At 56.9% G+C, this 25,723-nt stretch carries 22 protein-coding genes and 4 pseudogenes; 16 read left to right on the top strand and 10 right to left on the bottom strand.

Features of this window, described 5'->3' with window-relative positions:
• A partial coding sequence (locus tag JZX87_RS27685) for a TCP-1/cpn60 chaperonin family protein (RefSeq protein ID WP_286195124.1) occupies positions 1–309 on the top strand: 309 nt, incomplete at its 5' end.
• Between the two features lie 341 nt (positions 310–650).
• Here the strand turns inward: JZX87_RS27685 and JZX87_RS27690 are convergent.
• On the bottom strand, positions 651–1,058 hold the full coding sequence (locus tag JZX87_RS27690) for a VOC family protein (protein ID WP_148147895.1): 408 nt from the start codon (positions 1,056–1,058) through the stop codon (positions 651–653).
• Positions 1,059–1,821: 763 nt separating this feature from the next.
• Between JZX87_RS27690 and JZX87_RS27695 the strand changes: the two genes are divergently transcribed.
• A complete protein-coding gene (locus JZX87_RS27695) occupies positions 1,822–2,199 on the top strand; it encodes a hypothetical protein (RefSeq protein ID WP_183686984.1) in 378 nt (125 codons plus the stop codon).
• A gap of 1,031 nt (positions 2,200–3,230) precedes the next feature.
• Entirely contained in the window at positions 3,231–3,500 is a 270-nt protein-coding gene (locus JZX87_RS27700; RefSeq protein ID WP_206829041.1) for a response regulator, read from the top strand.
• Between the two features lie 88 nt (positions 3,501–3,588).
• Here the strand turns inward: JZX87_RS27700 and JZX87_RS27705 are convergent, their stop codons facing one another.
• From JZX87_RS27705 to JZX87_RS27725, 6 genes and pseudogenes are all read right to left on the bottom strand, one after another.
• Positions 3,589–4,065: a hypothetical protein gene (locus tag JZX87_RS27705; RefSeq protein WP_148147898.1), complete on the bottom strand. Its 477-nt coding sequence runs from the start codon at positions 4,063–4,065 to the stop codon at positions 3,589–3,591.
• Positions 4,066–4,261: 196 nt separating this feature from the next.
• Entirely contained in the window at positions 4,262–4,477 is a 216-nt protein-coding gene (locus JZX87_RS27710; RefSeq protein ID WP_183686980.1) for a hypothetical protein, read from the bottom strand.
• A 164-nt stretch (positions 4,478–4,641) separates the two neighbouring features.
• Positions 4,642–4,800, bottom strand: coding sequence for a cold-shock protein (locus JZX87_RS27715; protein WP_206829042.1), 159 nt, complete (start codon positions 4,798–4,800; stop codon positions 4,642–4,644).
• A 222-nt stretch (positions 4,801–5,022) separates the two neighbouring features.
• Entirely contained in the window at positions 5,023–5,160 is a 138-nt protein-coding gene (locus JZX87_RS31575) for a hypothetical protein (protein ID WP_286195125.1), read from the bottom strand.
• Positions 5,142–5,888, bottom strand: coding sequence for a transglutaminase N-terminal domain-containing protein (locus JZX87_RS27720; protein WP_286195126.1), 747 nt, complete (start codon positions 5,886–5,888; stop codon positions 5,142–5,144). The genes JZX87_RS31575 and JZX87_RS27720 overlap by 19 nt, the downstream gene beginning before the upstream one ends.
• 36 nt (positions 5,889–5,924) lie before the next feature.
• Positions 5,925–6,509, bottom strand: a pseudogene (locus JZX87_RS27725) (fatty acid desaturase family protein); the annotation flags it as partial.
• Positions 6,510–7,989: 1,480 nt separating this feature from the next.
• On the opposite strand from JZX87_RS27725, the gene JZX87_RS27735 reads away from it, so the two are divergent.
• The 8 genes and pseudogenes from JZX87_RS27735 (at position 7,990) to JZX87_RS32100 (ending at position 16,100) form a co-directional block, all read left to right on the top strand.
• A complete protein-coding gene (locus tag JZX87_RS27735) occupies positions 7,990–9,135 on the top strand; it encodes a glycosyltransferase family 4 protein (protein ID WP_206829044.1) in 1,146 nt (381 codons plus the stop codon).
• Positions 9,132–11,315 carry an amylo-alpha-1,6-glucosidase gene (locus tag JZX87_RS27740; RefSeq protein ID WP_148147904.1) on the top strand — a complete coding sequence of 728 codons (2,184 nt, stop codon included), beginning with the start codon at positions 9,132–9,134 and terminating at the stop codon, positions 11,313–11,315. Before JZX87_RS27735 ends, JZX87_RS27740 begins: the two co-directional genes overlap by 4 nt.
• A 539-nt stretch (positions 11,316–11,854) precedes the next feature.
• Complete coding sequence (locus JZX87_RS27745) at positions 11,855–12,271, top strand: MBL fold metallo-hydrolase (RefSeq protein WP_206829045.1); 417 nt, start codon at positions 11,855–11,857, stop codon at positions 12,269–12,271.
• 452 nt (positions 12,272–12,723) lie between these two features.
• The gene (locus JZX87_RS27750) at positions 12,724–13,938 is read left to right on the top strand and encodes a GGDEF domain-containing protein (RefSeq protein ID WP_206829046.1); all 1,215 of its coding nucleotides are present in this window, start codon (positions 12,724–12,726) and stop codon (positions 13,936–13,938) included.
• Positions 13,939–14,045: 107 nt separating this feature from the next.
• Positions 14,046–14,453 (top strand): annotated as a pseudogene (locus tag JZX87_RS27755) (ABC transporter ATP-binding protein); the annotation flags it as partial.
• A 67-nt stretch (positions 14,454–14,520) separates the two neighbouring features.
• Positions 14,521–14,670 carry a family 43 glycosylhydrolase gene (locus JZX87_RS32090; protein ID WP_502711344.1) on the top strand — a complete coding sequence of 50 codons (150 nt, stop codon included), beginning with the start codon at positions 14,521–14,523 and terminating at the stop codon, positions 14,668–14,670.
• Positions 14,671–14,870: 200 nt separating this feature from the next.
• A pseudogene (locus JZX87_RS32095) lies at positions 14,871–15,367 on the top strand (family 43 glycosylhydrolase).
• Positions 15,368–15,443: 76 nt separating this feature from the next.
• Positions 15,444–16,100, top strand: a complete 657-nt coding sequence (locus tag JZX87_RS32100) for a beta-xylosidase family glycoside hydrolase (RefSeq protein ID WP_502711345.1) — start codon at positions 15,444–15,446, stop codon at positions 16,098–16,100.
• 140 nt (positions 16,101–16,240) lie between these two features.
• Here the strand turns inward: JZX87_RS32100 and JZX87_RS27765 are convergent, their stop codons facing one another.
• The gene (locus JZX87_RS27765) at positions 16,241–16,594 is read right to left on the bottom strand and encodes a hypothetical protein (protein ID WP_206829047.1); all 354 of its coding nucleotides are present in this window, start codon (positions 16,592–16,594) and stop codon (positions 16,241–16,243) included.
• A gap of 306 nt (positions 16,595–16,900) precedes the next feature.
• On the opposite strand from JZX87_RS27765, the gene JZX87_RS27770 reads away from it, so the two are divergent.
• The 4 genes from JZX87_RS27770 to JZX87_RS27785 are packed head-to-tail and all read left to right on the top strand — an operon-like array spanning position 16,901 to position 23,277.
• Entirely contained in the window at positions 16,901–20,332 is a 3,432-nt protein-coding gene (locus JZX87_RS27770) for a response regulator (protein ID WP_206829048.1), read from the top strand.
• On the top strand, positions 20,329–21,162 hold the full coding sequence (locus JZX87_RS27775) for a CheR family methyltransferase (protein WP_353654275.1): 834 nt from the start codon (positions 20,329–20,331) through the stop codon (positions 21,160–21,162). The genes JZX87_RS27770 and JZX87_RS27775 overlap by 4 nt, the downstream gene beginning before the upstream one ends.
• A complete protein-coding gene (locus JZX87_RS27780; protein ID WP_206829050.1) occupies positions 21,159–21,728 on the top strand; it encodes a chemotaxis protein CheB in 570 nt (189 codons plus the stop codon). Before JZX87_RS27775 ends, JZX87_RS27780 begins: the two co-directional genes overlap by 4 nt.
• Position 21,729: 1 nt before the next feature.
• Complete coding sequence (locus JZX87_RS27785) at positions 21,730–23,277, top strand: response regulator (protein ID WP_206829051.1); 1,548 nt, start codon at positions 21,730–21,732, stop codon at positions 23,275–23,277.
• 79 nt (positions 23,278–23,356) lie between these two features.
• Here the strand turns inward: JZX87_RS27785 and JZX87_RS27790 are convergent.
• Positions 23,357–23,777 (bottom strand): annotated as a pseudogene (locus tag JZX87_RS27790) (Fic family protein); the annotation flags it as partial.
• A gap of 145 nt (positions 23,778–23,922) precedes the next feature.
• On the opposite strand from JZX87_RS27790, the gene JZX87_RS27795 reads away from it, so the two are divergent.
• Positions 23,923–24,894 carry a LysR family transcriptional regulator gene (locus JZX87_RS27795; RefSeq protein WP_286195127.1) on the top strand — a complete coding sequence of 324 codons (972 nt, stop codon included), beginning with the start codon at positions 23,923–23,925 and terminating at the stop codon, positions 24,892–24,894.
• A 376-nt stretch (positions 24,895–25,270) separates the two neighbouring features.
• Here JZX87_RS27795 and JZX87_RS27800 read toward each other — a convergent pair whose 3' ends face one another.
• Complete coding sequence (locus tag JZX87_RS27800; RefSeq protein ID WP_148147914.1) at positions 25,271–25,687, bottom strand: organic hydroperoxide resistance protein; 417 nt, start codon at positions 25,685–25,687, stop codon at positions 25,271–25,273.
• Positions 25,688–25,723 lie beyond the last annotated feature (36 nt).

The raw sequence follows: 25,723 nt of genomic DNA on the forward strand, positions 1-25,723 counted from the left end.
GACATCGTCCGCCGGGCGATCGAGGCACCTGTGCGTCAGATCGCTGAGAATGCCGGCGCCGAAGGCTCGATTATCGTTGGCAAGCTCCGGGAAAAGACTGATCTGTCATTCGGATGGAACGCGCAGACCGGCGAGTACGGCGATCTCTATGCCCAGGGCGTCATCGATCCGGCGAAGGTGGTTCGCACTGCCCTTCAGGATGCGGCCTCTGTTGCCGGCCTCCTGGTGACAACGGAAGCGATGATCGCCGAAAAGCCAAAGAAGGACGCCGCGCCCGCCCTGCCCGCCGGTCCGGGCATGGACTTCTAAGGAAGTTGTGGCCCACCCCATTTGTGGGGTGGGCCATTTTTTGGGGAGATAAAAAGTGCTAGCACCGATCTCGAAAGAAGATGCGCGCTTTTGTGCGGGTGTGGTCAAGGAGGTCGCGCGCGCTCAAGGCGTCGTGCGGGATCCAGCTGCGATCGGCAGGCTGACTGCAGTGGTCGCAAAGCTATATAACAGAGGCGTGCATGATCGCGACGAGCTTCACATGGCGGCCGCACGGTCTATTCAGATAGAACTAGATATTCCAGTGGAGCCTAATGAGAAAACGACCTGAGGGCCTGCCCCCAGGCGTATGCACCGGAGCGAAATGAGCTAACGCTACCATCCTAAGCTCTTTTCACAACGACAGATTCTGCACTTCGAAAATTGGGCGCGTCGCAGACAGCCTCGATATTATTGCCATCTGGATCCAGCACAAAGGCCGCGTAATATCTATCGTGGTAGGGCCTTAGACCAGGCGCTCCGTTCGACCTGCCCCCGGCTCTTAGGGCGAGCCGGTGAAATGCGTTGACGTCATCTTGCGACCGAGCCTGGAAAGCGAGATGAATTCGAGACACATACTCATCGGCGGCATCGACATAGATCTCGTCGATGATGAAGTGATCAGCCGAACTCTGGAAAACTTCTTCTAGATGGAGCGCGTCACAGACGGCTCGATAAAACCGCCGGCTCCTTTCGAGATCTGACACCCGAAGATGCACATGATCAATCACGCGGCCTAGATGATACATCATCGTCCCCTGAAGCTAATGGATGAGGCGTTCATCGCGCTCATAAATCCACTATGAAAAGCCTGGATCATGCCAAAGTTCCTTCGGGGCGGTCAGGATGGCTGTCTGCGGCCGCCGTCAAAGATCGGTGCGGTGTCGAAGCCTTGCGTTCTACCATTGTTTCAAGAACTATCATTAAAGTATTGGCCGATCTTCCGCCTTGGAGTGGCCGCCGCGGCATAGGCGTTCAGCAATTGATAACCTTCTTTATTACGCCCCTCGTTAAATACTAGGTGTGGTGCCTGCCGATGTCAGGGCGGTTAAACTTGGACATTTCTTCCTTACCCCACGGAACTACCCCAGTTTGGATTAGTTACTGATCGCCCACCTGTTCGGGCTATGGAGACGAGGGCTCGCCATCTACCCTGGACGAGCCTTTGCCTTCCGAAATTAGCCCAATGTTTGGGCTGCCGAAACCGCAGGCCCAAGGCTTACCCCTCTGCGGGAGAGGTCAGCGCTCCGACCCGCCGTCGTCGCTGGCCTCGTTGTAGGACGTGGATGTAAGGGAGAATGGGGCGCCCCCGCTCAGTGCAACTACGCCCCCGCGCTCCATCACCGGGAGCATCCAGAACGACCGTGACAGCGATCTGAAACTAGATACGCAGCTGGGCGGCAAAGCCATGGCGGACAACCAGGAATAATGATGATGTCCGGACGGTGTTGCTTTGAACAAACGGATAGCTAGCACGTAGCGACTGTGCGAATGATGATTTTTATGGAGACTCCCATGCGCATTCCTGCACTCCTTGCTATCTTGGCAACTGCGACTCCTGTTGTAGCAAAAGATCCAGCCATAGAAGTGACGCAGACCGACGGGGTTGTGCATTCCTTCCGGGGTTTGTCCCTGAAGGGTGACAGAGTGACTTACGCAGTTAAAGCGTCAGATACTGGCTCGATACGGTTTGAGTTTGGCGGGAACAATGAAAATTGCGGAGCTGAAATCCAGACCACTTCACAGCTAGGGTACCTTCCTAAATTGGATCGCTTTCCAAGTGAGAGAGCTTTCAAGACGATCCATGGGGAGACCTTCACTCTTTCCTTCTTCCAAAACCGCATTGCCCGGATGAACGGAGTCGAGTGTGCATTTTCTTTCTCTGTTGAATGAGAAATCACTCGCTCTGATCGAGACCCTCCGGGCGGTGGGCTACTTCACATCGGAGCCCCAAGCTTATGGCCGATGTATCATCTGCGACATACCTGGTCGTGCCGGCCGCGCCAGACGCCATCCGCACGAATACGGAGGGAATTTCCCGGATCGTCGCATTGTAGCGATGCGGATCGCGACGCACCCAGAAGCCGTCGGGGATCAATGTCGATGTGGCGCTCTGATGAACCTGCGCTGTGCCATCGTCGCCAGTGGTTCTTGCGATCGCGCCGGTAGGAGCGGGTGCCGTCTATCGTGGTTGCGCTTCACGGTCTCGATTGTTGATGTCCCAAAGGGAGCGGGTTGCCGTGGTGCGGTATACGGTGTTTCGCCACCAGGATGTTCGGATCATTGTTGGTCCCGGCGCATATCTCGCCTGAGTGCTGGTAGGTAGAGGTCGCGAAGGCCTAGCGCCTAAGCCTTCCCATCTGGCCGTCTTGCAGGCTTGCCACGGCGGAGTGTTGCTACGGTACTTGTGTGGGCCTTCTCGCCGGTCTGCCGATCAGCGGCTTGATGGCAACGAGCGGCTTAATCGTCCTGAGCTTCGTCAACGACGATCTCGTTCTCGATAGTGAGCGGTGATGCTTGGTGGCTCGGAACACTAACGAGAAACCAGCGGCACGAAACTGACGGCTGACGCATTAACTCCTACGCTTCTCTAGCCGTGAACTTTGCAGTCGCTGATCAGTTAGATTCTTCTTCTAGGAGGAGACCGCGATGAAGCTCGCTCTGGCAATATTGATCTTAGCCGTACTCGTTTCAGCAGTCATAAAGTTCGGGCTACCGGACCATGAGGCAGAGCAGCAGCCATCGCCTCGTGCGATCGACCAAAACAGATGACCAGCTGAAGTGCTCTCGTTCGAGCTCTTACGGAGAATGGCACGGCAACGTTTTCAAACAGATTGTGACGTCCACTCCCCATATGGTTGTCGGCAACACTCCGCAATTTTTCGAGCCTCCCGACGATTCTGAAAGACGAAGCCCTGATTGCAATGGCTGCGGAGCAAACGCTTGCCGATGCGCAAGTCCGCGAGCCGAAAAGCCTAACATCCTGCGCTGGGGCGATGAAGTGGCTGGAGAGCACCAATATGCCGGATGTCGCCGTCATCGAACTTTTCTTGCGAGAAAGTGAATGTGATGAGGTGGCAGAGATCCTCGTGGGAGGTGGTGTCCAGATGATCATTCACGCTGGACGCAAAGCCACGGCGAGCGACAGCGATCGCGTATTCCTCAATGGGACCCGGATCTGCAAACCCTGCTGAGCCCCACAAAACCTGGCAGCAGCTGTGAAGGCTGACTTCAGGGTTCGCCTGTCGCCGCAGCTTGAGCGGTGCCCTAAGACGGCCAGCGTCATCCCCGGACCTTTATTAGGGCTCGTAACGCCTCATGCTCAGGCCCAATAGGTCTAAGTTCGAGGAAGGCCTCGACGGCGCTGGTTGTCTCGTGTCCGCCCGACGCAGGATTGGAACGATGCAGCACAAAGCGGCCACCGTGCTTGCCGTCCCCGCACAAGAACCAACGGTCGCCGTTGGAGCTCGCTGCAAATTCGATCTGCGCTTTCGATTTTTCGCTTTCCGACACAGGATCGTTCAGCGAAGGCGCCTGCTCGGACGAGATCGTTACTTGATCCGTCGGCTCACTTTTCAGGCCGGTGGTGCGGGCGGCCGGGTAGTCCTCCAGCGCGATCATCCCAGACCGGATCTGCTCGATGAGAACGGTCTCGGCTAAGTGGTTCGTCCCCACCTCGGGCTTCAGGTCGAGCGTGGCATAATCCGCTCGCTTCAGAAGCCTTCGCAAAAGCGTTTGCTTCAGGTCGGATATGTTCACCAAAGCCAGCCCTCCCCCATCAAGAACATGACAAAAACAAAGCTGATCACGGTGACGGCTACTGGAGCGGCATTGGAATAGCCAGACAGAAGATTTGTAGGAGTGGCAGTCATATCCGATCCTTCCGATTTATGCGCCGAGACTGCACTGGTCCGACCAAAGCGGTGTTGCCACCAGCTCCGGTCAAAGGTTGCAATCAAGCCGCTATTGCTGTCTTTCGGCGTCGCGTTGGGCGGACCGGCTTCGGCTCGATCGGCTGCGCCTCGCGCAACTGGCGCAGACGCGCTGTTTTCCGGGTCCGGTCGGCCGCTTCCGTTTCGATGATCTGGCGAGCGACCTCACTCGTGGTCGCGGCCTTGTCTCGTGCGGATATCTTTTCGGGCTTGAAGAATGCCTGCTTCGTCATAGTCATGATGATCTTCTTTCGGTCTGGTCCTCGGACGCATCCAAGAAGCCGGGTAGCATCAGACCCTTGGCCCGGTCCAAAAACAAAAAAGGCCGGGCGCTAACCCGACCTCTCACAGTCACTCAGCTCTGCTGCCAGTACATCCGTGGTCAGCGGGGCGAATGAAAACTTTAAGCTGCCTGAAGATTTTCGGCGGAGCTTTTCCCGGACTTGCGGTCGGCGCGCTCGACGGCGGATGAATGGACGAACACGTCCGTGCTGCCATTGTCAGGTCGGATGAAGCCGAAGCCCTTGGTGGTATTGAACCATTTGACGGTGCCAGTAGTCATGACGATTTACTTTCAGAACAATCGTTGTGGTTCCCGAGATGCTTTGCGGGATAAGATCGATGATTTGAGAGGAAATCCGACGGGAGCCAAGCTCCGGACCAACGTCACAACCAATGGTCGATGATCAATATATAGGCACAGGTTCTGGTTTTACAAGGGACGCATCGGATTTATATCCGGTTCGCGTATATCACAGCATTTCCGCCTGTCGTTCAGGTTTCATCAGCCAATGAAGGCGATGTCCACGGCGACGTCCATCGATTGAAAGGCGCCCGTGGGGCCGATGAACGTTCCCGAAACCGGTATGAGCTGGGTGATGTCGCGCGCGACCGCCACGGGGATCAGGTTAGCGCTGCCCATGCTCCTATTTGTCGGGTCGAAGGCGATCCATCCCGCACCCGGAAGGAAAACTTCAATCCATGCATGGGTCGAGCCTCCCGGCGACGAACCGACGAGGGTGTGCGCCGGGTCGTAGAGATATCAGGACACGATCCTCGCCCCGAGGCCAGAACCCGGACACTTTCGGCAAAGAGCGTCGCAAGATCCTGACAGCTCCCGCACCGCAATGAGATGGTCTCCAGCGGAGGCTGCGTTTCTCCTGTATCGCGCGCATTATGGGCGACACCGTTCGAAACCCCGGCACTAAGATCCTTCAACAGCGACAGCGTATCGGTCGAATTTTCCATGACGAAGCCCTTGACCCACTGCTGCAATTCGCCAAGGATCGGGATACTGGACACCCCTGAGGGCGCCAAGGTCTTTCCAATCCTATCCTCGTAGCGGAAGGGATAGCTTGCGCCCGACGCAGCGATATCGAACACGGGCCAGGCTGGTGATTTCAGATCGACATCCGCATGGCTGACGATCTCGAGCTGTTTGGTCGGCTCCGAGAACGTCACGGTCGCAACTGCGTTCCCGAACACATCGGTTGTCCAGAAAACCCTGTTTCCGGGAGAAGCTGCAATCTGGTGCCTTTTCAGCAAGAGCTCCGGCCCCTCGCGCGGTCGCAGCAGTAGTCGGTAAGGAGAGAGCTGAACAGGGCTACGGTAGCTGTAAGTCGTCCGATGGCGTATGGAAATTTTAGGCATTTCCGCTCCCCATATGCACAAACCCGACGGGTATGTTCAGGTATCGCTGGTTCGTTGCGCCGCCAACAAGCTCATCTCAGCCTCCCTAAAGGAAATCAGCCGCTGCCTTTTCTCATCCCAGAGAACAAGTTTGACGCAGGCCAGGCTGTCGCGAATGCTGATGCGGCCGACATCTGCAAGCTTGGGATGGTCTCGAAGCACCTCAGGCAGCCGATAGAACGGCACCCGGCTAGAGAGATGATGAATATGATGCATGCCGATGTTGCCGCTCATCCACCGCAAGGGGCGCGGCAGATCATAGTGTGAGGCTCCATGCATGGCAGCGTGAGGGAACGCCCAGTCCGGCGGTCTCGACCAGTGCGTTTCCTCGAACTGGTGCTGAACGTAGAACAGCCAGACGCCTGCGGATCCGGCAATGAGGACGATCGGCAGATGGATCAGGAGGAACGGGATAATCCCGACGGTCTATATCAAAAGTGCCGTCAACACGGTAACGGCGATGTTTGTTGCTATGGTCGAGACCCAGGGCAGTGCGCCCGAGCGCATCATCCCGAACGGTAGCCTCTGCTTGAGGAGAAACAGAAAGGCGGGGCCGATTCCGAACAGCACGAACCTATTTCGTTCTTGGGATAAGCGCCGCAGGCAGCAAAAGCCGGGAGACGGGTGATTACTTGATGCGGCGTGCCAGCGGATATGCCGGCGCGTCGTAAAGCGCCCGGATCTGTCTACGGTCGAACCGTGCCTCGTCGACTTCGAGGAGAGAACCCATATGCTGTGCGCCGGGCATGTCTTCAACCGCGAAACGCAGAGCCTCGGCGGCCGTCTCAAAACGTCGGTAGCGTGGCCACCTGCTCCCGCGGAGAGATTTGCCCGAATACAGGCCTCCCACGCCTGTCTAGTCGAACTGGGTCAAGGGGTTTTCCTCCACGTTGCGGAAGGAAACTGAGCATTGACCCGGCTGGCTTCCCTGACGGTACGCTCTGTCTCTCGCAGCTCGCGCCGTCGCAGCTGCATTCCCTTTCGCAGAACCGTGAGTTTTTCAGCGTTTGAGCCTGCCTCGGCAGCGCGAAAAAGCTTGTCCGCAGTTTGGCGGAATGTGGAGTTCATTATGAATCCTTCATTCGTGAGCAGGGCCTGCGGCAACAAATCTCCTGATCTGCTGCTATTTCTGCGGGCCATTTACGGCTTTGTCAGCTTGCTGCTCTTTGATTTCGTCTGTTGAGAGGTTGCGCATTCCGGTCTGATTTTAATGCCGTCGTCGGCGTTCGGGCTTTCCACTGAGACGTGGAAGAGGACCTCGTGCTCGCCAGAGGCAGCTTTCGCACGGTGGCCATCGTTAACACACAGTCAGCGATCACTGTGCGTTCATGATAGCCGAATGCACTTGTTCGCACCAGGTTTTGCGAGACACACGCGGGATAGTGATTGGAAGACATTTTGTCCTCCTTCTGTTTGGGGTAAGGCCGCTGAAGAATATGACGCGTACGGGAACGGCTAGGCCCGGCGTGTCTCCGGCGACACTTGCCGGACAGATCGATCTTTTGAAGGGAGATCCAGGCGGAGCCCTGCGCCCGCTCGACATGACAATCATTGGTCGACTAGAGATATGTAGTTACAATTCCCGCTTTAACAAGAGCTTCAGTTACGTCTGCTCTTTTGAAGAGAGCAAAGTCAAAGCTCAGGACGTCGAAGCGATCCTCGAGGCACCGGCAACCCTGGCGTCATTGGCGACGCGCCGCCTGCGCGATGGCCCTTCTCTTTAACTTGTTGATGGGCCAATTACTCGCCTGACGCTGCAAACCGATGCGGTAAACATGTCGGTGCTACTTGACGTCCTTTACGGGGCGGCCGTGCCGGTCTCGGCCAAACTCGGCCAAACTCGGCCTGGGAAAGCCAACAGGTACTGTAACAAGTGCTCGCTGCGAGTTACCAGTGAAGCCTGTCGTGGGCGTTATCTAGGGCATGATCCTGGTCAAACGCGTTTTTCTCCCCATATAAGGTACTCGCTGTTCTTGAGCATTAGCAACGCCCTCGTGAGCGGATGCTGGCGGTCCCACGAAACCTCGTCTGGACTGGCGCTCGGCACAAAAGAGAATAATCCATGCGTATTGCGCAAGTGGCACCCCTAGCGGAATCCGTTCCGCCTCAACTCTATGGCGGCACCGAGCGTGTCGTCTCCTGGCTCACCGAAGAACTTGTCGAACAGGGTCACGATGTCACGCTGTTTGCCAGCGGAGACTCGGAAACCTCTGCTGAACTCGTACGGGCTGTCCCCCAGGGTTTGCGACTAAGAGGCATTCGGGATCACACTGCTAGCCTCCTCGTGATGCTGGACGAGGTTCGCCGCCGGGCATCGTCATTCGATGTCATCCATTTCCATGTTGATCTGCTTCAGTTTCCTGCTTTTCGGGATTCCTCCACACGCTGTCTAACGACATTACACGGCAGGCTCGATCTACCGGATTTTCACCCAGTCTATCGCGCATTTACAGAAATGCCGCTCGTTTCCATCTCCAATGACCAGCGTTTGCCGCTTCCCAACGCGAACTGGTTGGCCAACATTCAGCATGGTCTTCCAGAAGGGCCTGCGCCTTCCAATGCGCATAGGCGTGATTACCTAGCCTTTCTGGGCCGCATAGCGCCTGAGAAACGGCCGGATCGAGCAATTGAAATTGCCAAGCGGACGGGCATTCCGCTGAGAATCGCTGCAAAAATCGATCCAGCGGACCAAGACTACTTCGATCACGTGATTCGTCCGCAGCTTGACGACCCGCTGATCGAGTTCATTGGGGAGATCGGCGATCACGAAAAGCGCGACTTCCTCGGAAACGCGATTGCTCTCCTCTTCCCGATTGATTGGCCCGAGCCATTTGGCCTGGTCATGATCGAGGCCATGAAAGAAGGCACGCCCACCATTGCTTGGCGTCGGGGCTCGGTTCCAGAGGTCTTGGATGAGGGGGCGTCAGGGTTTATCGTGGAGTCAATCGAAGAGGCCATTGTAGCAGTTCGCATGGCTGCTATTCTTGACCGCAAGACGGTGCGACAACGGTTTGAGGATCGGTTCACGTCCACTCGGATGGCGTCGAATTACGTCGCCGAATACGAACGCCTGACGGAACAGTCAGCGACGATTCCACATCACCATCGGGTTGGACACGATCTCTCTATACCTTTAGCGCCACTGCCTTCTACCATAAAGTCTACTGGTGGCGTGAGCCTATCCTCAGTTCATAGGTCCATCTCATGACGGTAGCTAATGTTGCATTAAACGATGGAGCGCACGCCTTCGACACCGCTCGCTACGATATTGAAGTGGAGACCTCGCTTGTCGGTGGGTCGTTACAAAACCTTAAAGACGGGAATAGCTTTGCCGTCCTGAACAGCCACGGCGATATTGGCGGTACGAATGCTGCAGAAGGCTTGTTCTACCGCGACACGAGATTTCTGTCGAAACTGGAGCTTCGTTTTCAGGGACGGAAACTTTTACTGCTCAATTCGTCTAGTCACGACGACAAGGCGGCGCTTTCTGTGGATCTCACGAATCCTGAAATCGATCAGGATCTAGAGGTTGTCCCACGAGAAGCAATCTTTCTCGAACGCACCAAATTTCTGTTCGAGGGGGTGTGTTACGAGCGGCTCAGCGTACGAAACTTCACGGCCTCCCATCGCACGCTGACAATCGACTATACTTTTGATGCCGACTTTCGCGACCTGTTTGAAGTTCGCGGCATGAAGCGGGAAAAGCGTGGGCAGGAGACGTCCCAAGTCGTCGCGCCGGATAGAGTTGAGTTTCAGTACACGGGCCTCGATGCGGTGAAACGGCGAACCTCGATCGTCTTCGCACCAGTTCCGAAACGTCTGGAGCAAAACCGTGCGACGTTGGAGCTTGTGCTCGGACCGGGTGAAAAGACCTCGATCTTTATGACTGTTGCTTGCGAGGAAGGCGGGCAGGCGCTAGTGCTGGATTTCTTCCGCGCCTATCGTGCTAGTCGTCGCGCCCGACGCACCCAGACGCGACGTATTGCGACGGTGGAGAGTTCAAGCGATCTCTTCAACGAGGTCGCGTGTAGAGCCACCTCCGACGTCTATATGCTGATCACCTCGACCCCACTAGGCTTATATCCGTACGCGGGCGTTCCGTGGTTCAGCACGATTTTTGGACGCGACGGGATTTTCACAGCAATGTTCATGTTGTGGATGGACCCGACGATTGCCAAGGGCGTCTTGTGTACGCTTGCTGCGATGCAGGCCCAGGAAGTTGATCCCGCAGCGGATGCGCAACCGGGCAAGATCCTTCACGAGATGCGCCATGGCGAGATGGCAAATACTGGCGAGGTTCCTTTTGGCCGCTACTACGGCAGTGTCGATTCAACACCTCTTTTTGTTATGCTGGCGGGCATGTACCTGGATGCGACTGGTGATTTGGAGACGATCGCCGAGATCTGGCCGAACATCGACGCTGCGCTGCGCTGGATGGACGACTATGGCGATCGCGACCGCGACGGTTACGTTGAATATCAAGCCGAAACGAACGGCAGCCTCAAGAACCAGGGCTGGAAGGACTCCCACGACTCCATCTTTCACGAAGATGGTACCGACGCAGTTGGATCGATCGCCTTGTGCGAGGTTCAGGGGTATGTCTTTGCAGCCAAGCGGTTTGCAGCGCAGATGGCTGAGAGGCTTGGGCACCACGTTTTGGCAGGAAATCTGAAACAAGGCGCCGAAGACTTGCGTCTCCGGTTCGAAGCCGACTTCTGGGACGAGGAGCTAGGGACTTATGTTCTGGCGCTCGACGGGATGAAAAGACCTTGTCGCGTGCGCAGCTCTAACGCCGGGCATGCCTTGTTCACGGGTATCGCTTCGCCGGCAAGGGCGAAGCGGGTCGCGGCCGCACTTCTGAGCAAGGAAGGATTTAGTGGCTGGGGCATCCGAACCCTTGCCCAGGGCGAAGCTCGGTTCAATCCAATGTCCTACCATAACGGCTCTGTATGGCCGCACGACAATGCCGCCATCGCCATTGGCCTCGTGCGTTACGGTCTTAAGGAAGACGCGGCGCGCGTTTTCCAAGGTCTTTTCGATGCGGCCAAAGAGCAAGAGATGCGGCGTCTGCCAGAGCTGTTCTGCGGCTTCATCCGGAAGCCGGGTCGAGGTCCGACGCCATATCCGGTTGCCTGCTCTCCGCAGGCATGGGCCGCCTCAGCTATCTTCGGCGTTCTGGGGGCGTGTCTTGGTCTTGAGCAGGCTCACAGCGATGATGAGATCCGTTTCCGCAATCCGATCATGCCTGCATTCCTCGACGAGATCGTGCTGCGGAACATACAGATAGGCTGCTCTCAAGCTGATTTTCGGATGCATCGATACGGGAATGACGTAGCGACGAATGTTCTGAACCGAAGAGGAAACGCCAGGATCCTCATTGTGAAGTAAGCCGAGCAAGTTTTATATTAGGCTCCCCAGCCGCTGGCGCGGCAATAGGAGCATCGCTTCAAAGGCAGTCCTTGCGGCGGTGGAGCAGTAGAGCAGGAGCCAACCATGACCAAACCCTGCTTCCGCTTGGTGCGGGTTCTGGATTATCCTTCAGATCCGAGCGGCCTGTGGTAAACGACGCCTTCCCGACGTAGCCCCGCTTTTTGGATGAAGATCGTGGCCATAGAATAATCATCACGCACGAGTCCGTGCTAGTACAATTTTGCGTTAAAGGAGATTAAATCATGGTAGGCAGATGGGATGTTTCTTTTGAAGAGTGGCACGCTCTTCTGCATCTTTTCAGAGCTGAAGACGTGGCGCTCTCTACGGACAGCGAACAAAGGCTCCTTAGTCTCGGGTTGATCGATCAAGGCGACGGCACCGGACTCAGCGCGGCTGGGAGGACGCTTATAGAGCACGAGCTTCTGTTGGAGCGGAGAAACCGCCTTCAGTACTGATTGCGGTCTGGTCTGAGCAAAAGTTCCAACCGCCTGAAATCTATGTTCGATGGCGACCAGCGATCGCTCGCCCCTCCCATCAAGAGGGGACGCTTCAAAGCATTCAGCTATGACCAGCCGCTAGAGCCCAGCATTCGCACCATTCCAAGCCCCGGCCATACGCCGTGTCATAGTTTTTTCGCCGTCGAAAGCGAAGGACAGAAGCTGCTTTTATGGGGCGATGTCGTGCATGTCGCGCCGGTATTGTTTCCCGATCCGGCCGTCACCGTCGCCTATGACAGTGATCCGGCTGAGGCAAGTGCGGAGCGAGCGAAGATCTATGCGGATGCGGCGCGTGAAGGCTGCTTTATTGGCGCGGCACATGTCTCCTTACGGGCCTCGGCCATGTCGTGGCCAACGATGGTCACTTCCTCTGGCTTTCGGGGAAACTATTCGGCAGCCCCGATAAAGACCGACTGACAAGTGGGAGCTAATACGTGAATGGCGAAAAAATACTGTCGCCATTTGGGCCAAGCAGGTCTTGAATAGACACGAACCTAAGACCCTTCAATGCCGATTTTCACTTAGTGCTTGATTGGCTATCCTGGAATTTGTTCCCCTCTCAAAGTGGTATCATCGCCTATATTCGGTCGTGACTACAGACGTTGTGAACCGCGACATGGCCCATTGCCTGTGAATACTGTTTATAAAAATACGGTAGCGCACAGAGATGTGCTTTCAGACGTTGAACCGCTGCAGCTACCGTCGCATTCGATTGGCCGGCAAGCCCTTTCCCGGAAAGCACCCCAGATTTGACGCCGGCACTTAACAGCACGCTTAAGGTTACGCCAACCATATCGGCGACATCAGAGGCGACATAAAGAATCTTATAAAAACTACCCTGTAGGCTTTGACGTAAGGCAGGCAGAGCAATGCAAATCGATTTACAAACCCTTTGGTACCTAACCGTCGGAACGCTGCTGGTGTCAGCGTCGCTTCTCCTTTGGGAAAGGCAGGCACATCCAGGTCGCGCACGTGTGCTCGGTATTTTGGCCGCGGCACTCTTCGCGTTCGTTCTCGGGTGCGTGCTTGCAATGAACCGCACCCACTTTGAGGCCGCGCTCGGCATGGGGGCGGTCAACATCCTAATGATGTTGGGCTACCTTCTGGTCCTTAACGCCGTCGCCGGCCTCGACGGTCACCGGTATCTCTGGTCGTCAGTCGCAGCCCTAAGCTTCCTAGCCACCGCCTGGGCGATCGCTGGCACGCACTTCCCGGCCGCCTTCTGGAACCATGTCTCGTCTATTCCCATCGCGCTGACCTGCGGCCTGACAGCATGGATACTTCTGCGCAGCCGCACAGCCCAGCGATTGCGCTCACGTCCGATCGCAGTATCGATCTCGGCCGTCCATGCCGTGTTCTACCTCGGCCGAGCGTTCATTGCCCCTGTTCTCCTTCAGCGGTACGGGCAAGATATTATCTCCATCGTCGGGAAGGCGACGATGTACGAGGCCGTCTTGTACTCGGTAGCGATGCCGATGTCCTTTCTGATGATTATTCGAGAGGAGGAAAAGCTCCATCTGCTCCGCATGTCACAAACCGATCAGTTGACCGGGCTTGTAAACCGTCACGCCTTTTTTGAGCAGGCATCTCGGATCCTCCGGGCGCGGCATTGTGACCCCGTCTCATTGCTCGCCTTCGACCTCGACCACTTCAAGGCGATTAACGACCGTCATGGGCACCCGACCGGAGATAACGTTTTGCAGCTGTTCGCCGAAACCGCCCGCGAACAAGCGGGGCCCGACGCGCTTATTGTCCGGCTGGGCGGTGAGGAATTCGCTGCGCTTCTGCCGCGGTGCGACCATTCCCAAGCTCTCAGTCGCGGCTCGGCGATCGCAAGCCGGTTCGCCGACGCAGCCGCTCGGGCAGAGGGTTTGAAAACCGGGGCCACCGTCAGTATCGGCCTTGCTGCACCGGACTGCCACGACCTCGCCGGGATGCTTGCAAGCGCCGATGGCGCGCTGTACCGGGCGAAAGCCCTTGGGCGGAATCGCGTTGAGACCGCACGGCCAAACGAATTGCCGCTGCACCCTTCAGCCGATCCCTCGCATCATCAGTTGCGGGTAGCGGCGATGGGGGCGTCCTGATTCGTAGCGTTTTTGGACAAGCGCGCCTTGAAGGTATTGGAACCAATGACCTGCAATTCCCTCGATTAGATGAGGCGTAATGGTTCGATTGTTCGCGCTTGGATGTATTTCAGCAATGTTATCCGCACCAGCTTTCCGGCGGTCAGCGGCAGCGCGTGGCGATCGCTCGCGCCCTCATTGTCGAACCAAAAATCCTGCTGCTCGACGAGCCGACTTCCGCACTCGACGTCTCCATTCAGGCCGAAATTCTGAACTTGCTCAAAGACCTGCGGGAACGCGAGAAACTAACATATATCCTCGTCAGCCATGACCTTGCGGTCGTCGCACATCTCTGCGACAGGGTTGCGATCATGCAGAGTGGCGGTTTTGTGGAGATTGCCACCAGGCAGCAACTGCTCGAAAATACGGTGCAGCATCCCTATACGCGCGTTCTGATGGACGGCAGTCGCGGTTACGTGGCGACAAACAGGCAAGACCAGTCTCAGCTCCGCTCGCAATCCCCGGTGAGGACCTAGATTTTGCCCACAGATTGCCGCCCGCCCTGGCGCAGCTCAAAGCTGATTTCTCCTGATCCGTTAACGAATGAACCAGAACCCAATCCTTCCCGATTTTCACCCCGACCCTTCGATTTGCAGGGTGGGCGATGACTATTTCATCGCGACATCCACCTTTGAGTGGTACCCCGGCGTACAGATTTACCGCTCGACGATCTCCAGTCATGGGAGTTGGTAAAACGTCCTCTTGAGCGCGCAGACCAACTCGATCTGCGCGACGTAGAGAATTCGTGTGGCGTCTGGGGCGCCGTGCCTTACTCATAAAGATAGCCGCTTCTGGGTCATCTATACCATGGTCAGGCGCAAGTCCGGTTCGTCAAGGATTGTCACAACTACCTTGTCACCGCAGAAACGATCGAGGGGCCTTGGTCGGCGCCGATCTATCTCAATTTCTCCGGTTTCGATCCTTCACTGTTCCACGACGACAATGGCCGCAAGTGGCTGCTGAACCTGACATGGGACTACCGCGCACGGCCGACACCGTTTGGCGGGATCGTGCTTCAGGAATACGACGCGACACAAGGCAAGCTGGTGGGACCGATCACCAACATATCCCAGGGATCGTCGCTTGGTCTTGCTGAAGGTCCGCATCTTTATCGACGAGATGGTACCACCTGTTGGTCGCAGAAGGCGGAACCGGTATGCGCCATGCAGTCACCATGGCGCTATCAAGGGAGATAACAGGCCCATACGAGGTTCATCCTGACACTCATGTCTTCACAAGCCGCTTCAACCCGGACGTCGTTCTGCAGCGCTCTGGCCACGGTGACATCGTCGACACCCCGGACGGTGAAACCTACATGGTACATCTTTGCAGCAAACCACCGCCGGGCGTCAGGCGCTCGGTCCTCGGCCGAGAGACCTCCATCCAGTAATGCGTCTGGGGTGAAGATGGATTCGCCTACACGCAGATCCGATTGTTCCGGAAACATCAGTGCCAGGCCCCGTGGATTGAAGGCGAGTGACGCGGAGGCGACTCCAGTTCGCTATACTTTCGATGCGCCACAACGACTGCCAGCCGATTTCCAATGGTTTCGCAGCCCCCTGCCCGATCGACTGTTTTCGCTTTCCGATCGTCCGGGCCATTTGCGGCTGACCGGGCATGAATCCATCGGATCAACGTTCGAGCAGGCACTTGTGGCACGCCGTCAGACCGACCTCGACTTCGATGTCGAAACCGACGTTGACGCCGAACCCACCAGCTATCATCAGATGGCGGGACTGGACGACTACTATAACGGCTTTGCATACCACTACCTCTGCCTTACCCATGATGAGGAGTACGATCGATCGCTGCAGATACTTTCCTGCCCGGGCGGATGGCCCCAAGGCAACACGGAACTGATGCTCGAGCAATCCGTGGCAGCACCGCAAGGACCTGTCCGCATGAAGCTTGAAGTCCGCGGCGCCGCGTCACGCTTCTACTACTGGCATGACGGCTGGACAAGAATCGGCCCTGTTCTCGATCAGTCTGCGTTGTCCGACGAAAACGGCGAAGGTGAATACGCCAACTTCACCGGCGCATTTTTTGGCATGGCCGCAAACGATACGAGCGGTCAGGCAATGCACGCGGATTTCTCGTATTTTTCTTACTCGTCTTGGTCTTGAGCGGAATGGAACTGGTGACCCGTGTTTTGCGAGCTAATTCTTAAGCATTACATCGGCTTTGGGCCTCCGCATCGTGCTGTATTGAGAACAGCTTTTGCCAAGTTTCAACCTCAGCCGCTGAACCCTGCGACCGCCATAGGTCAGCGGCAGGTCTGTTGCTGACATATCGCTAAGCGCGATTGAGAAAAGCGTTGAGCATGCTTATTGCTCCAAGAGTTCAATGAAGGGTCGCGCCGACGGGATAGCCCGGATAAGGCGATGTGGTATCTCGAGAGAAGCTCAATTGCTGTGGCGGATACATCTTCTGCGATAGATAGCTCAGACTGTGCAAGATCCCCCGCGATCGTCAGAATAGCGGATCCAACTGCGCGCATTGTCTCTTTGACCAGCCCTTTATCTTCCTGCGCGGCTCCGCTCTGTGAGGTAAAGCCGCTTTCTTGCGAAAACTCATCAATCAGCCCGGACTCATCACCGACATTTTTCTCAAACCTCATGGAACCATCGGGCCGCAAGCGCGTTACGCGCCGTGATGTGAGACATTATCAAGAAAAGATCGGCATTTCGAATGTTGCAAGCGAACCCGGAATACGGGAAAAGCATCCGTATTTCCAGGAGCGCTAGCCTAAGGCCAGTACCGCACGTCGATACAGCGAGACGTTCATTCGTTTACGCTAAAGCCACCAAATCATCTCTCATTAGCCCCGCTCGACACAGGTTCGGTTCCTGTATCAACTTGACGGGCCAGGGATCAGGCTCAAGAGCCCCATGATCCGCAATATTTACTCCCAATCGAGAAATACATGACAACCTACGCCACCGCGCCCTCCAAGCGAACCCTAGGTCTCGACCCTTCGGTCGCCTTCAGTCTGGCTGGTGCACTGGCGTTCTTCGTCATCAGTGCCGCCGTTTCCTGGTATAACGTGCAGGCATTGCGTTCCAACAATGAGCGTGTCGTCCATTCACACGAAGTCATCGTCGGGCTTTCAGATCTGCTCTCCCTGATCCAGGACGCAGAGACAGGGCAGCGTGGGTTTGTTCTAACCAACAGCGAGCGGTATCTTGAGCCATATAACGCGGCGATCACCGCAATTCCCAAGCGTGTCGAGACAATCGGGGACATGATCAGCGACAATGCATCTCAACAACAACGTTTGGCGATGCTCCGGTCTCATGTCGATGCAAAGCTCTCCGAACTGCGCGAGAGCATCGACCTGAGACGGACACAGGGCGTCGATGCGGCTCTTGCTGTAGTCAACTCCGACCGCGGCAAGGCCGAGATGGATGCGGTTCGCGCTCAACTGACTTCCATGCGGCAGGAAGAAGCCCGCCTGCGAGCTCAACGTTTAGCCGAAATGGAAAGTGCCTACACGACGGCTTTTGCCAGCAGTATTCTTGCTGGCCTCCTTGGTATACTTCTTACTCTGGCGATCGCCGCCCTGATGCGCCAATCAACCCTTTCGAGAAGACGTCAGGACTGGCTACAGGCTGGTGAAGTTGGCCTCAATGCCGCGGTCACCGGTGATCGGCGCATCGAGGAGCTCGGCGACAACATTCTGGAATTCCTTGCTCGCTATACAGGTGCCGTCGCCGGCGCAATCTTCGTCCAGGGCGAAGATGAGTTTGAGCTCGCCTCCACTTGGGGTGTTCGGGAAAACGCAAGCGTGCCAGATCGATTCAAACCGCGTGAAGGCCTTTTGGGGCAGGCGGTTTCGGGAGCCAAACCGATCTTGGTCTCCGACGTGCCAGACGGCTATCTCACCTTCGGATCAGCACTCGGGACCAACAAACCCAAGCATCTCCTGATTTCGCCTGGCGGTGTCGATGGGGCAGTAAACTCCGTGATTGAACTGGGCTTCTTGCGCGCAATCGATGAGAAGATCCTTACCCTTCTCGATCAGGCATCTGCGTCGATTGCCACTGCTGTTCGCTCAGCGAAGTACCGCAGCGACCTACAGAATTTGCTGCGCGAAACGCAAAGGCAAGCCGAGGAGTTGCAGGTCCAGGGCGAGGAGCTACGAGTCTCCAACGAAGAGCTGGAAGAACAGGGCCGGGCGCTGAAGGAATCGCAGGCCCGGCTAGAACAGCAGCAGGTGGAACTCGAGCAGACCAATTCCCAGCTCGAAGAACAGGCCCAGCAGCTGGAAGGTCAGCGCGACGATCTCGAAAAGGTCAATGCCTCGGTTCAGCTGAAGGCGCGCGAACTCGAGCAGGCGAGCCGTTACAAGTCGGATTTCCTCGCCAACATGTCTCATGAGCTGCGCACGCCGCTCAATTCCTCACTGATCCTGGCCAAACTTCTCGCCGACAATCCGGACGACAACTTGACCCAGGAACAGGTCAAATACGCCCAGACCATCCAGTCTTCCGGCAATGACCTGCTGACCCTGATCAACGACATCCTCGATCTGTCGAAGATAGAAGCCGGTCATGTGGACATCACTCCGGAGCCGGTTTCCCTCGAAAGGATGGCGGGAAGTATCCGACAGCTGTTCGATCCCGTGGCCAGGTCGAAGGAACTCGAGTTCGATATCGAAATGACCCCGGAGGCACCTGCGGTCATTGAAACCGATCCGCAACGGCTCGAGCAGGTTATCAAGAACCTGCTGTCTAACGCCTTCAAGTTCACCGAAAAGGGCAAGGTCACCCTCGCCCTTCGCAGGGCTGGCGACGGGCAGCTGGCACTGGCTGTATCGGATACGGGCATCGGCATTGCCGAGGAGCAGCAGAACAGCATTTTCGAAGCCTTCCATCAGGCAGACGGAACAATCAGCCGCCGCTTCGGCGGCACGGGATTGGGACTGTCGATTTCGAGAGAACTTGTCCGGTTGCTCGGCGGCACCATTCACCTGACCAGCCGTCACGGCCAGGGAAGCACGTTCACCGTCATCGTGCCAGTTTCCTATGATCCCTCCCGGGTTCTCCCCCGGAATATTCGAACGGCCGAAACGATCGCCGCACCACGGCCTGTTGTCGAGGAAGCACGCCCATCCAGCATCAGTCGCCATGAGATCGTCGAGGACGATCGGGCAGCGCCGAGCGATGGCAGGCGTACCCTGCTGGTGATCGAAGATGACGATACGTTTTCGGCGATCCTCCGTGACCTCGCCCGCGAAATGGGTTTCCGGGCGCTTGTTGCGGGCACGGCCTATGACGCCCTGGACCTTGCAAGGCAGCATATGCCAAGCGCCATCGTCCTAGATGTCGGTCTGCCGGATCAGTCGGGACTGTCGGTGCTCGACCGGCTCAAGCGCGACGTGCGCACACGCCATATTCCAATCCACATCGTCTCCGCCGACGACTACGCCGAGACCGCACTGTCGCTTGGCGCTGTCGGCTATGTCATGAAACCGGTTCAGCGCGAACAGCTCGTCGAGGTTCTGCAGAAACTGGACGCTAAGCTGTCGCAAGGTGTCCACCGCGTTCTGATCGTCGAGGACAACGAGGTGCAGCGGCAAGCCGTGGCGAAGCTGCTCACCTCCCATGATGTCGAGACGATCGGGGCGGGCACGGCGGCCGAATGCCTGACGCTTCTGAAGGAGCAGACGTTCGACTGCATGGTACTCGACCTCTCGCTACCGGACGCGTCCGGCTACCAGCTTCTGGAAACCATCAGCGCCGACAGCAGCCATTCCTTCCCGCCTGTGATCGTCTATACCGGCCGGGTACTGTCTGCAGACGAAGAACAGCGACTGCGCCGCTACTCAAAGTCCATCATCATCAAGGGTGCGAAATCACCGGAACGGCTTTTGGACGAGGTCTCGCTGTTTCTGCATCAGGTGGTTTCGGATCTGCCCGATGAGCAGCAGAAGATGATCCGCAAGGCGCGCAGCAGGGATGCGTTGCTGGAAGGCCGACGGATCCTGATCGTCGAAGACGATGTTCGCAACGTGTATGCTCTGACCAACATTCTCGAACCGCGCGGAGCCGTCATAGAGATCGCCCGCAACGGCCAGGAGGCGCTCGACAAGCTTGGCCAGTCGCAGGGCGATGCGGCCAAGGCCATCGATCTCGTCCTGATGGATGTCATGATGCCCGTCATGGACGGACTGACGGCTACCCGCACGATCCGAAGAAATCCTGACTGGAAGAAGCTGCCGATCATCACGCTCACCGCCAAGGCGATGCCTGACGACCAGCAGCGCTGCATCGAGGCCGGAGCCAACGATTACATGGCAAAGCCCCTCGATGTGGAGAAGCTGCTCTCACTCGTACGTGTGTGGATGCCGCGGTGATCGAGACCTTCGAAAAAGTCGAGGACATTGAAATCCGGCTTCTGCTAGAGGCGCTTCATGTCCGCTACCACTATGACTTCCGCAACTATGCGATGGGGTCGATCAAGCGTCGGTTGAGGCAGGCCCGTGATCAGATGGGTTTTGCGACGATCTCGGCCCTGCAGGAGCGTGTGCTGCATGACGAGACGATGCTTCCGCGTCTCCTTGGCTATCTTACGGTCCAGGTCAGCGAGATGTTTCGAGATCCCGGCTATTTTCGCGCCATCCGCGAAGATGTCGTTCCCCATCTAAGGACCTATCCATCGCTGAAGATCTGGGTTGCCGGCTGCAGCTGCGGCGAGGAGCTTTATTCGCTGGCGATCCTGTTTCGCGAGGAGGGTCTTGAAGACCGGACCATCTTTTACGCCACCGACATCAACCAGGATGCGCTGCGAATGGCCGAGGCCGGCGTCTATGAGTTGGACCGGATCCAGCTGTTCACGGAGAACCATCGCAAGTCGGGCGGCAAGTCCTCACTTTCCGACTATTACAGCGCAGGGTACGGCCGGGTCTCCTTCGACCGAACGCTTCGAGAACGTGTCGTTTTTTCCGACCATAGCCTCGTCACCGATGCGGTATTCGGCGAGATGCACCTAATCTCCTGCCGCAATGTGATGATCTATTTCGACCGGCCGCTGCAGGATCGAGCGGTCGGTCTTTTTAAAGATTCGTTGGCGCGCAAGGGTTTCCTGGGGATCGGCGCGAAGGAAAGCCTTCGATTCTCGGCGCATGGCGAAGAGTTCAAAGAATTCGTGCGCGAGGAAAAAATCTATCAGAGGGTGAGCAGATGAGCGCTGCCTGCCCAAGGGCAATCGTCATTGGCGCTTCGGCTGGAGCACTGGAGGCGCTTACCGCCATCCTGCCGGATTTGCCAGGCGATTTTCCGTTGCCAATCATTATCGTCGTGCATATCCCGCCCGACAAGCGCAGTGTTCTTGCCGAGCTGTTCGGGGCGAAATGCCGGATCGGGGTAATCGAGGTTGAGGACAAGGAACCATTGCGGGCCGCGACCGCCTATTTTGCACCGCCGGACTACCATCTGTTGGTCGAGGACTTCGAAACGCTGGGCCTCACCAATGAGGAGCCGGTTCTTTTCTCCAGGCCGTCGGTCGATGTCTTGTTCGAAAGCGCCGCCGACGTCTTTGGTGCAAGTTCAGTCGGCATCCTGCTGACCGGCGCCAATCAGGACGGCGCAAGGGGCCTTTTGGCGATTGCGAACGCCGGCGGGCACGTGATCGTCCAAGACCCTGAAACTGCTTTTGCTGCTGCCATGCCCGAGGCAGGCCTGGCGCTCTGCCCCAATGCGACAGTCATGTCGCTTGACGGAATATCCCAATACTTGAGGAGGATCGGCTGAAATGAGCCAGGTTTCGTTTCTGTTGGTCGATGATCTCGAAGAGAACTTGATCTCTCTCGAGGCCCTGCTGCGCCGGGAAGACCTGAACCTGCTCAAGGCTCGCTCCGGCGATCAGGCATTGGAGCTTCTCCTAGAGCATGATGTCGCGCTGGCGCTGATTGACGTCCAGATGCCAGGCTTGAATGGCTTTGAGCTTGCCGAACTGATGCGCGGGAATGAGCGCACACGCCGGGTGCCGATTATATTCGTCACGGCCGGCAACACAGCGGACAGCCGCTGGCGGTTTCAGGGATACGAGGCGGGCGCCGTCGATTTCATCCAGAAGCCGATCGAACCTGATATCCTTCGCAGCAAGACTGAGGTTTTCTTCGAACTCTACCTACAGCGGCAACAAATCGCCGCCCAGCGTGACGAACTGCAACTGCAGGCCGAAGCATTGAAGGATGCCGATCGACGCAAGAACGAGTTCCTGGCAACACTTGCCCATGAACTGCGCAACCCGCTGGCTCCCCTGCGCAATGGGCTAGACATTTTGAAACGCAACCCGAATGGTGAGAATGCAGGCGAAATCCGCAACATGATGGACCGACAGTTGGTTCATCTCGTTCGGCTGATCGATGATCTTCTTGACGTGTCACGCGTCAGTCAGGGAAAGATCGAACTTCGAAAAGCTCCGGTCAGGATCGACGAGATCGTCAACTCCGCGACCGAAGCCAGTCGTCCTCTGATCGACGGGGCAAGGCACGCCTTGACGATCGATTTGCCGGTCGGCGCGCAATGGGTTGATGGCGATCAGGTCCGCCTGTCCCAAGCCCTGTCAAACCTGTTGAACAATGCCGCCAAATACACTCCGCGGGGCGGGAAGGTCACCCTCACCGTGCGAACGGAAGGCGACCAAGTGGTCATCGTGGTAACCGACAACGGGGTCGGGATTCCGGAAAACATGCAGGCCAAGGTCTTCCAGCTTTTCACCCAGATAGACGACCATCTAGAACGCTCCCAGGGCGGGCTCGGCATCGGCCTTGCCCTCGTCCAGCAGCTCGTCGAAATGCACGGTGGCTCGGTGGAGGCATTTAGTGCGGGGCCGGGGACCGGCAGCCGTTTCACGATCAGGCTCCCCTCGTTGCCTGCATCGGAACTTCCCGCAGAAACGGAACAGCTATCGACCGGCATCCCTTCGTTCAGACCGCTGAAGGTGCTTGTCGTTGACGACAATCCGATTATCGCGGACACGTTGGGGATGATGTTGGAAGATATCGGCCACGAATTCGAGGCAGTCCACGACGGTCGGGAGGCGCTTGATGCAGCCAGGCACTACCATCCTGACGTCATTCTCCTCGATATTGGTCTCCCCGGCATGAATGGCTATGAGGTTTGCCGCGCGTTTCGCAGCGAGGCTGAGTTTCTGACCACGCCCATAATCGCGCAGACCGGCTGGGGCCAGGATCGCGACAAGGAACTAGCGTCCGAGGCCGGCTTCAATTTCCATCTGACGAAACCCGTCCCACTGGAACAGTTACAGAAGGTGTTTTCGAGACTTGCAAATTAGTTGGAGGCATCACCCGCAGAATAATTGCAGGTCGTATTTAATCTCTTGATGAAGATCGAAATTTTGGCCCACCTATTCTTCATGAACTGAGAGGTAGAGGATCGGTGCCTTCGCTCAGGATTGCAAGATACCGTCTATAACTAAACACACGGGCACGCTTGCGGCCAGTGACCTCATCAACGATGCCCAATCGCTCCAGGTCTGCGAGCGCGGCGTTAACCGTTGGTGCGGACAGACCTGATTGGCAGTGTCGGCGACGCCTGCGAGGAAGAAGTCCAACCAAGCTTCCCAGTTTCCGTTTTCGCGAACCTCCTGCAGCAACCGATAATATTATCTCCGATGGGACTTCAGATAGAGGCTGAAGGTAGAGAAGCGGCTTTTGCAGCACGCCGTTCATGCAAAGATACAGGGTTACAAGCCCGGCGGCCGATACGACCATTACCATCGAGAAACGGATGGATTGTGTCGAATTGCACATGCAACAGGCCAGCCTTTATCAGCTAAGAGATCAGATTGGATGAAACGCATGCCGCCCCCGCGGAATAATCTGATCGATCATCTTTCTATCGACAGCGCGGACACAAATCCAATAAATGGGAGTAGCAATTTTCAGAAGTTTAAAGTCTGAAATGAGACCTGACAGCAATGAGCGACCCAAAGCCGATGACGACCACAGGCAGACAACGTGCCACCAATTTCGAACTGAGGCATTTGAGATACTTCATCGCTTTGGTTGAGGAGCGAAATTTCGAGCGCGCGGCAGCAAGGCTCGGCATTGCACAACCCGGACTCAGCCAGCAAATCATCGCTCTGGAGGCAATCGTAGGCCTGCCGCTGCTCGATCGCACCAAGCGCGCTGTCAAACTGACCCCCACCGGGAATGCACTGTTCGAGGACGCGGTGAAGATCGTGGCGCAAGCCGATGAAACGCTTTCCCAGCTCAAGCGCCTCGGCCGCGGCGAGACGGGCAGGATCACCATCGGCTACGTCGCGTCTGCGGCCTATTCTGGCATCCTGACGGACACGCTCGCCTCCTTCCGGCGTGCCCTGCCGGATATCGAACTCCACCTACTGGAACTGGAAATGCGCCAGCAGCTGGAGAAGATTAGGCAAGGCGAACTCGATTTCGGCTATATCCGCCCGCCCGCGCCAATCCCTTCGGAACTCAACGCCACGGTCGTCCTGAAGGAGCCACTGGTCGCCGCGCTGCCGGCCACCCATCCACAATCATCCAGGGCTGCAATCCGCCTTCGCGATCTTCAGGAAGAAACGTTCATCACGCCGCGCCAGCCGAGCGATATCGGCTTCCATGCCAATACGCTTGATGCCTGCGGCGAGGCGGGTTTCAAGCCGAAGATTAATTCGAACGGCCGCGACTTCACGACCATCGCCAGCATGATCGCCGTCGGTATCGGCATCGCGCTGGTGCCGAAGAGCATGGATTGCTTTCGGCTTCCCGGCCTGCGCTACGTGCCGCTGATCGACAATGACGTGACGACCGATCTCGCCGTCGTGTATCGAAAAAGCGACGTCAATCCGTCGGTTAGGGCTTTCATCGCCCACCACAGAAGTCTTATGCGCAGACAGGGGAGTTCTGGGGACCGTAGTGAGGATTAATGCTCTTGAGCCAAACCGAACCTTCGACCCGACATCGCAGATCTGCTAAGTATCTGCAAATTTCTGAATTTAGAGCGAAAACAGGACTCGGCGTAAGGCATTTTTATGAGACCTCAAGGTCTCGGGAGCAGACGTTGCAGACTGACTTCTCAACGAACCGGTCATGGCGCGTCCTTGACTGTGTAATTAGACTGGTTTGACGCTCACCAATCACTCCGTTCCGGGCATCACGGGCCTAGCTGCCACCCTCACTTTATGAGGGCGGCAGCGATGACGGAAGCCTCGTTCGACGTTGCGTCGAGGACGCATGGTGTCATCAGCGCGGCCAGAATGAGGGGGGCAGCCATCAGCATACTTGTCAGAGGATGATCAATCCTCATGCGAGATTAAGCTCTACGTCGATATTGCCACGAGTGGCCTTCGAATAGGGGCAAAGCTGATGGGCATCATGAATGATCGCCTGTGCGACATCCCGATCCATGCCCGGCAGGCTGACATTCAGGCGGGCCTGCAGAAAGAACTCGCCCTCGCTCGTCCCGAGGTGAACCTCCGCATCGACGGCGACATCCGCCGGCAGCCGCAATTGCCGCGTTCCGGCAGCGCGGGTCATGGCGCCGATGAAGCATGCCGACCAGCCGGCGGCGAACAGCTGTTCCGGGTTGGTACCGGGGCGACCGCTTCCCGGAGAAGAAAGCTTTACCTCCAGCGCGGCATCGTCGCTGCGTGCGAAACCTTCGCGTCCACCCGTGGTGTGGGTCCGTCCGGTATAAAGAACATTGTCGATCTTCGGCATGGCAAAACTCCTTTTAAGCCAGGCCAGCGTTGTTCG

This window comes from Agrobacterium sp. Ap1, assembly GCF_017313375.1.
Lineage (GTDB): Bacteria > Pseudomonadota > Alphaproteobacteria > Rhizobiales > Rhizobiaceae > Neorhizobium > Neorhizobium cellulosilyticum.

Coding starts and splice junctions, on each gene's coding strand:
- JZX87_RS27735 (WP_206829044.1), top strand. CDS start 7,990: ATGCGTATTGCGCAAGTGGCACCCCTAGCGGAATCCGTTCCGCCTCAA.
- JZX87_RS31575 (WP_286195125.1), bottom strand. CDS start 5,160: ATGGGCAGCGCTAACCTGATCCCCGTGGCGGTCGCGCGCGACATCACC.
- JZX87_RS27745 (WP_206829045.1), top strand. CDS start 11,855: ATGTTCGATGGCGACCAGCGATCGCTCGCCCCTCCCATCAAGAGGGGA.
- JZX87_RS27695 (WP_183686984.1), top strand. CDS start 1,822: ATGCGCATTCCTGCACTCCTTGCTATCTTGGCAACTGCGACTCCTGTT.
- JZX87_RS27710 (WP_183686980.1), bottom strand. CDS start 4,477: ATGACTATGACGAAGCAGGCATTCTTCAAGCCCGAAAAGATATCCGCA.
- JZX87_RS27720 (WP_286195126.1), bottom strand. CDS start 5,888: ATGCCTAAAATTTCCATACGCCATCGGACGACTTACAGCTACCGTAGC.
- JZX87_RS27700 (WP_206829041.1), top strand. CDS start 3,231: ATGGCTGCGGAGCAAACGCTTGCCGATGCGCAAGTCCGCGAGCCGAAA.
- JZX87_RS32090 (WP_502711344.1), top strand. CDS start 14,521: ATGAACCAGAACCCAATCCTTCCCGATTTTCACCCCGACCCTTCGATT.
- JZX87_RS27740 (WP_148147904.1), top strand. CDS start 9,132: ATGACGGTAGCTAATGTTGCATTAAACGATGGAGCGCACGCCTTCGAC.
- JZX87_RS27770 (WP_206829048.1), top strand. CDS start 16,901: ATGACAACCTACGCCACCGCGCCCTCCAAGCGAACCCTAGGTCTCGAC.
- JZX87_RS27690 (WP_148147895.1), bottom strand. CDS start 1,058: ATGATGTATCATCTAGGCCGCGTGATTGATCATGTGCATCTTCGGGTG.
- JZX87_RS27750 (WP_206829046.1), top strand. CDS start 12,724: ATGCAAATCGATTTACAAACCCTTTGGTACCTAACCGTCGGAACGCTG.
- JZX87_RS27785 (WP_206829051.1), top strand. CDS start 21,730: ATGAGCCAGGTTTCGTTTCTGTTGGTCGATGATCTCGAAGAGAACTTG.
- JZX87_RS27795 (WP_286195127.1), top strand. CDS start 23,923: ATGAGCGACCCAAAGCCGATGACGACCACAGGCAGACAACGTGCCACC.
- JZX87_RS27715 (WP_206829042.1), bottom strand. CDS start 4,800: ATGACTACTGGCACCGTCAAATGGTTCAATACCACCAAGGGCTTCGGC.
- JZX87_RS27800 (WP_148147914.1), bottom strand. CDS start 25,687: ATGCCGAAGATCGACAATGTTCTTTATACCGGACGGACCCACACCACG.
- JZX87_RS27765 (WP_206829047.1), bottom strand. CDS start 16,594: ATGAGGTTTGAGAAAAATGTCGGTGATGAGTCCGGGCTGATTGATGAG.
- JZX87_RS27780 (WP_206829050.1), top strand. CDS start 21,159: ATGAGCGCTGCCTGCCCAAGGGCAATCGTCATTGGCGCTTCGGCTGGA.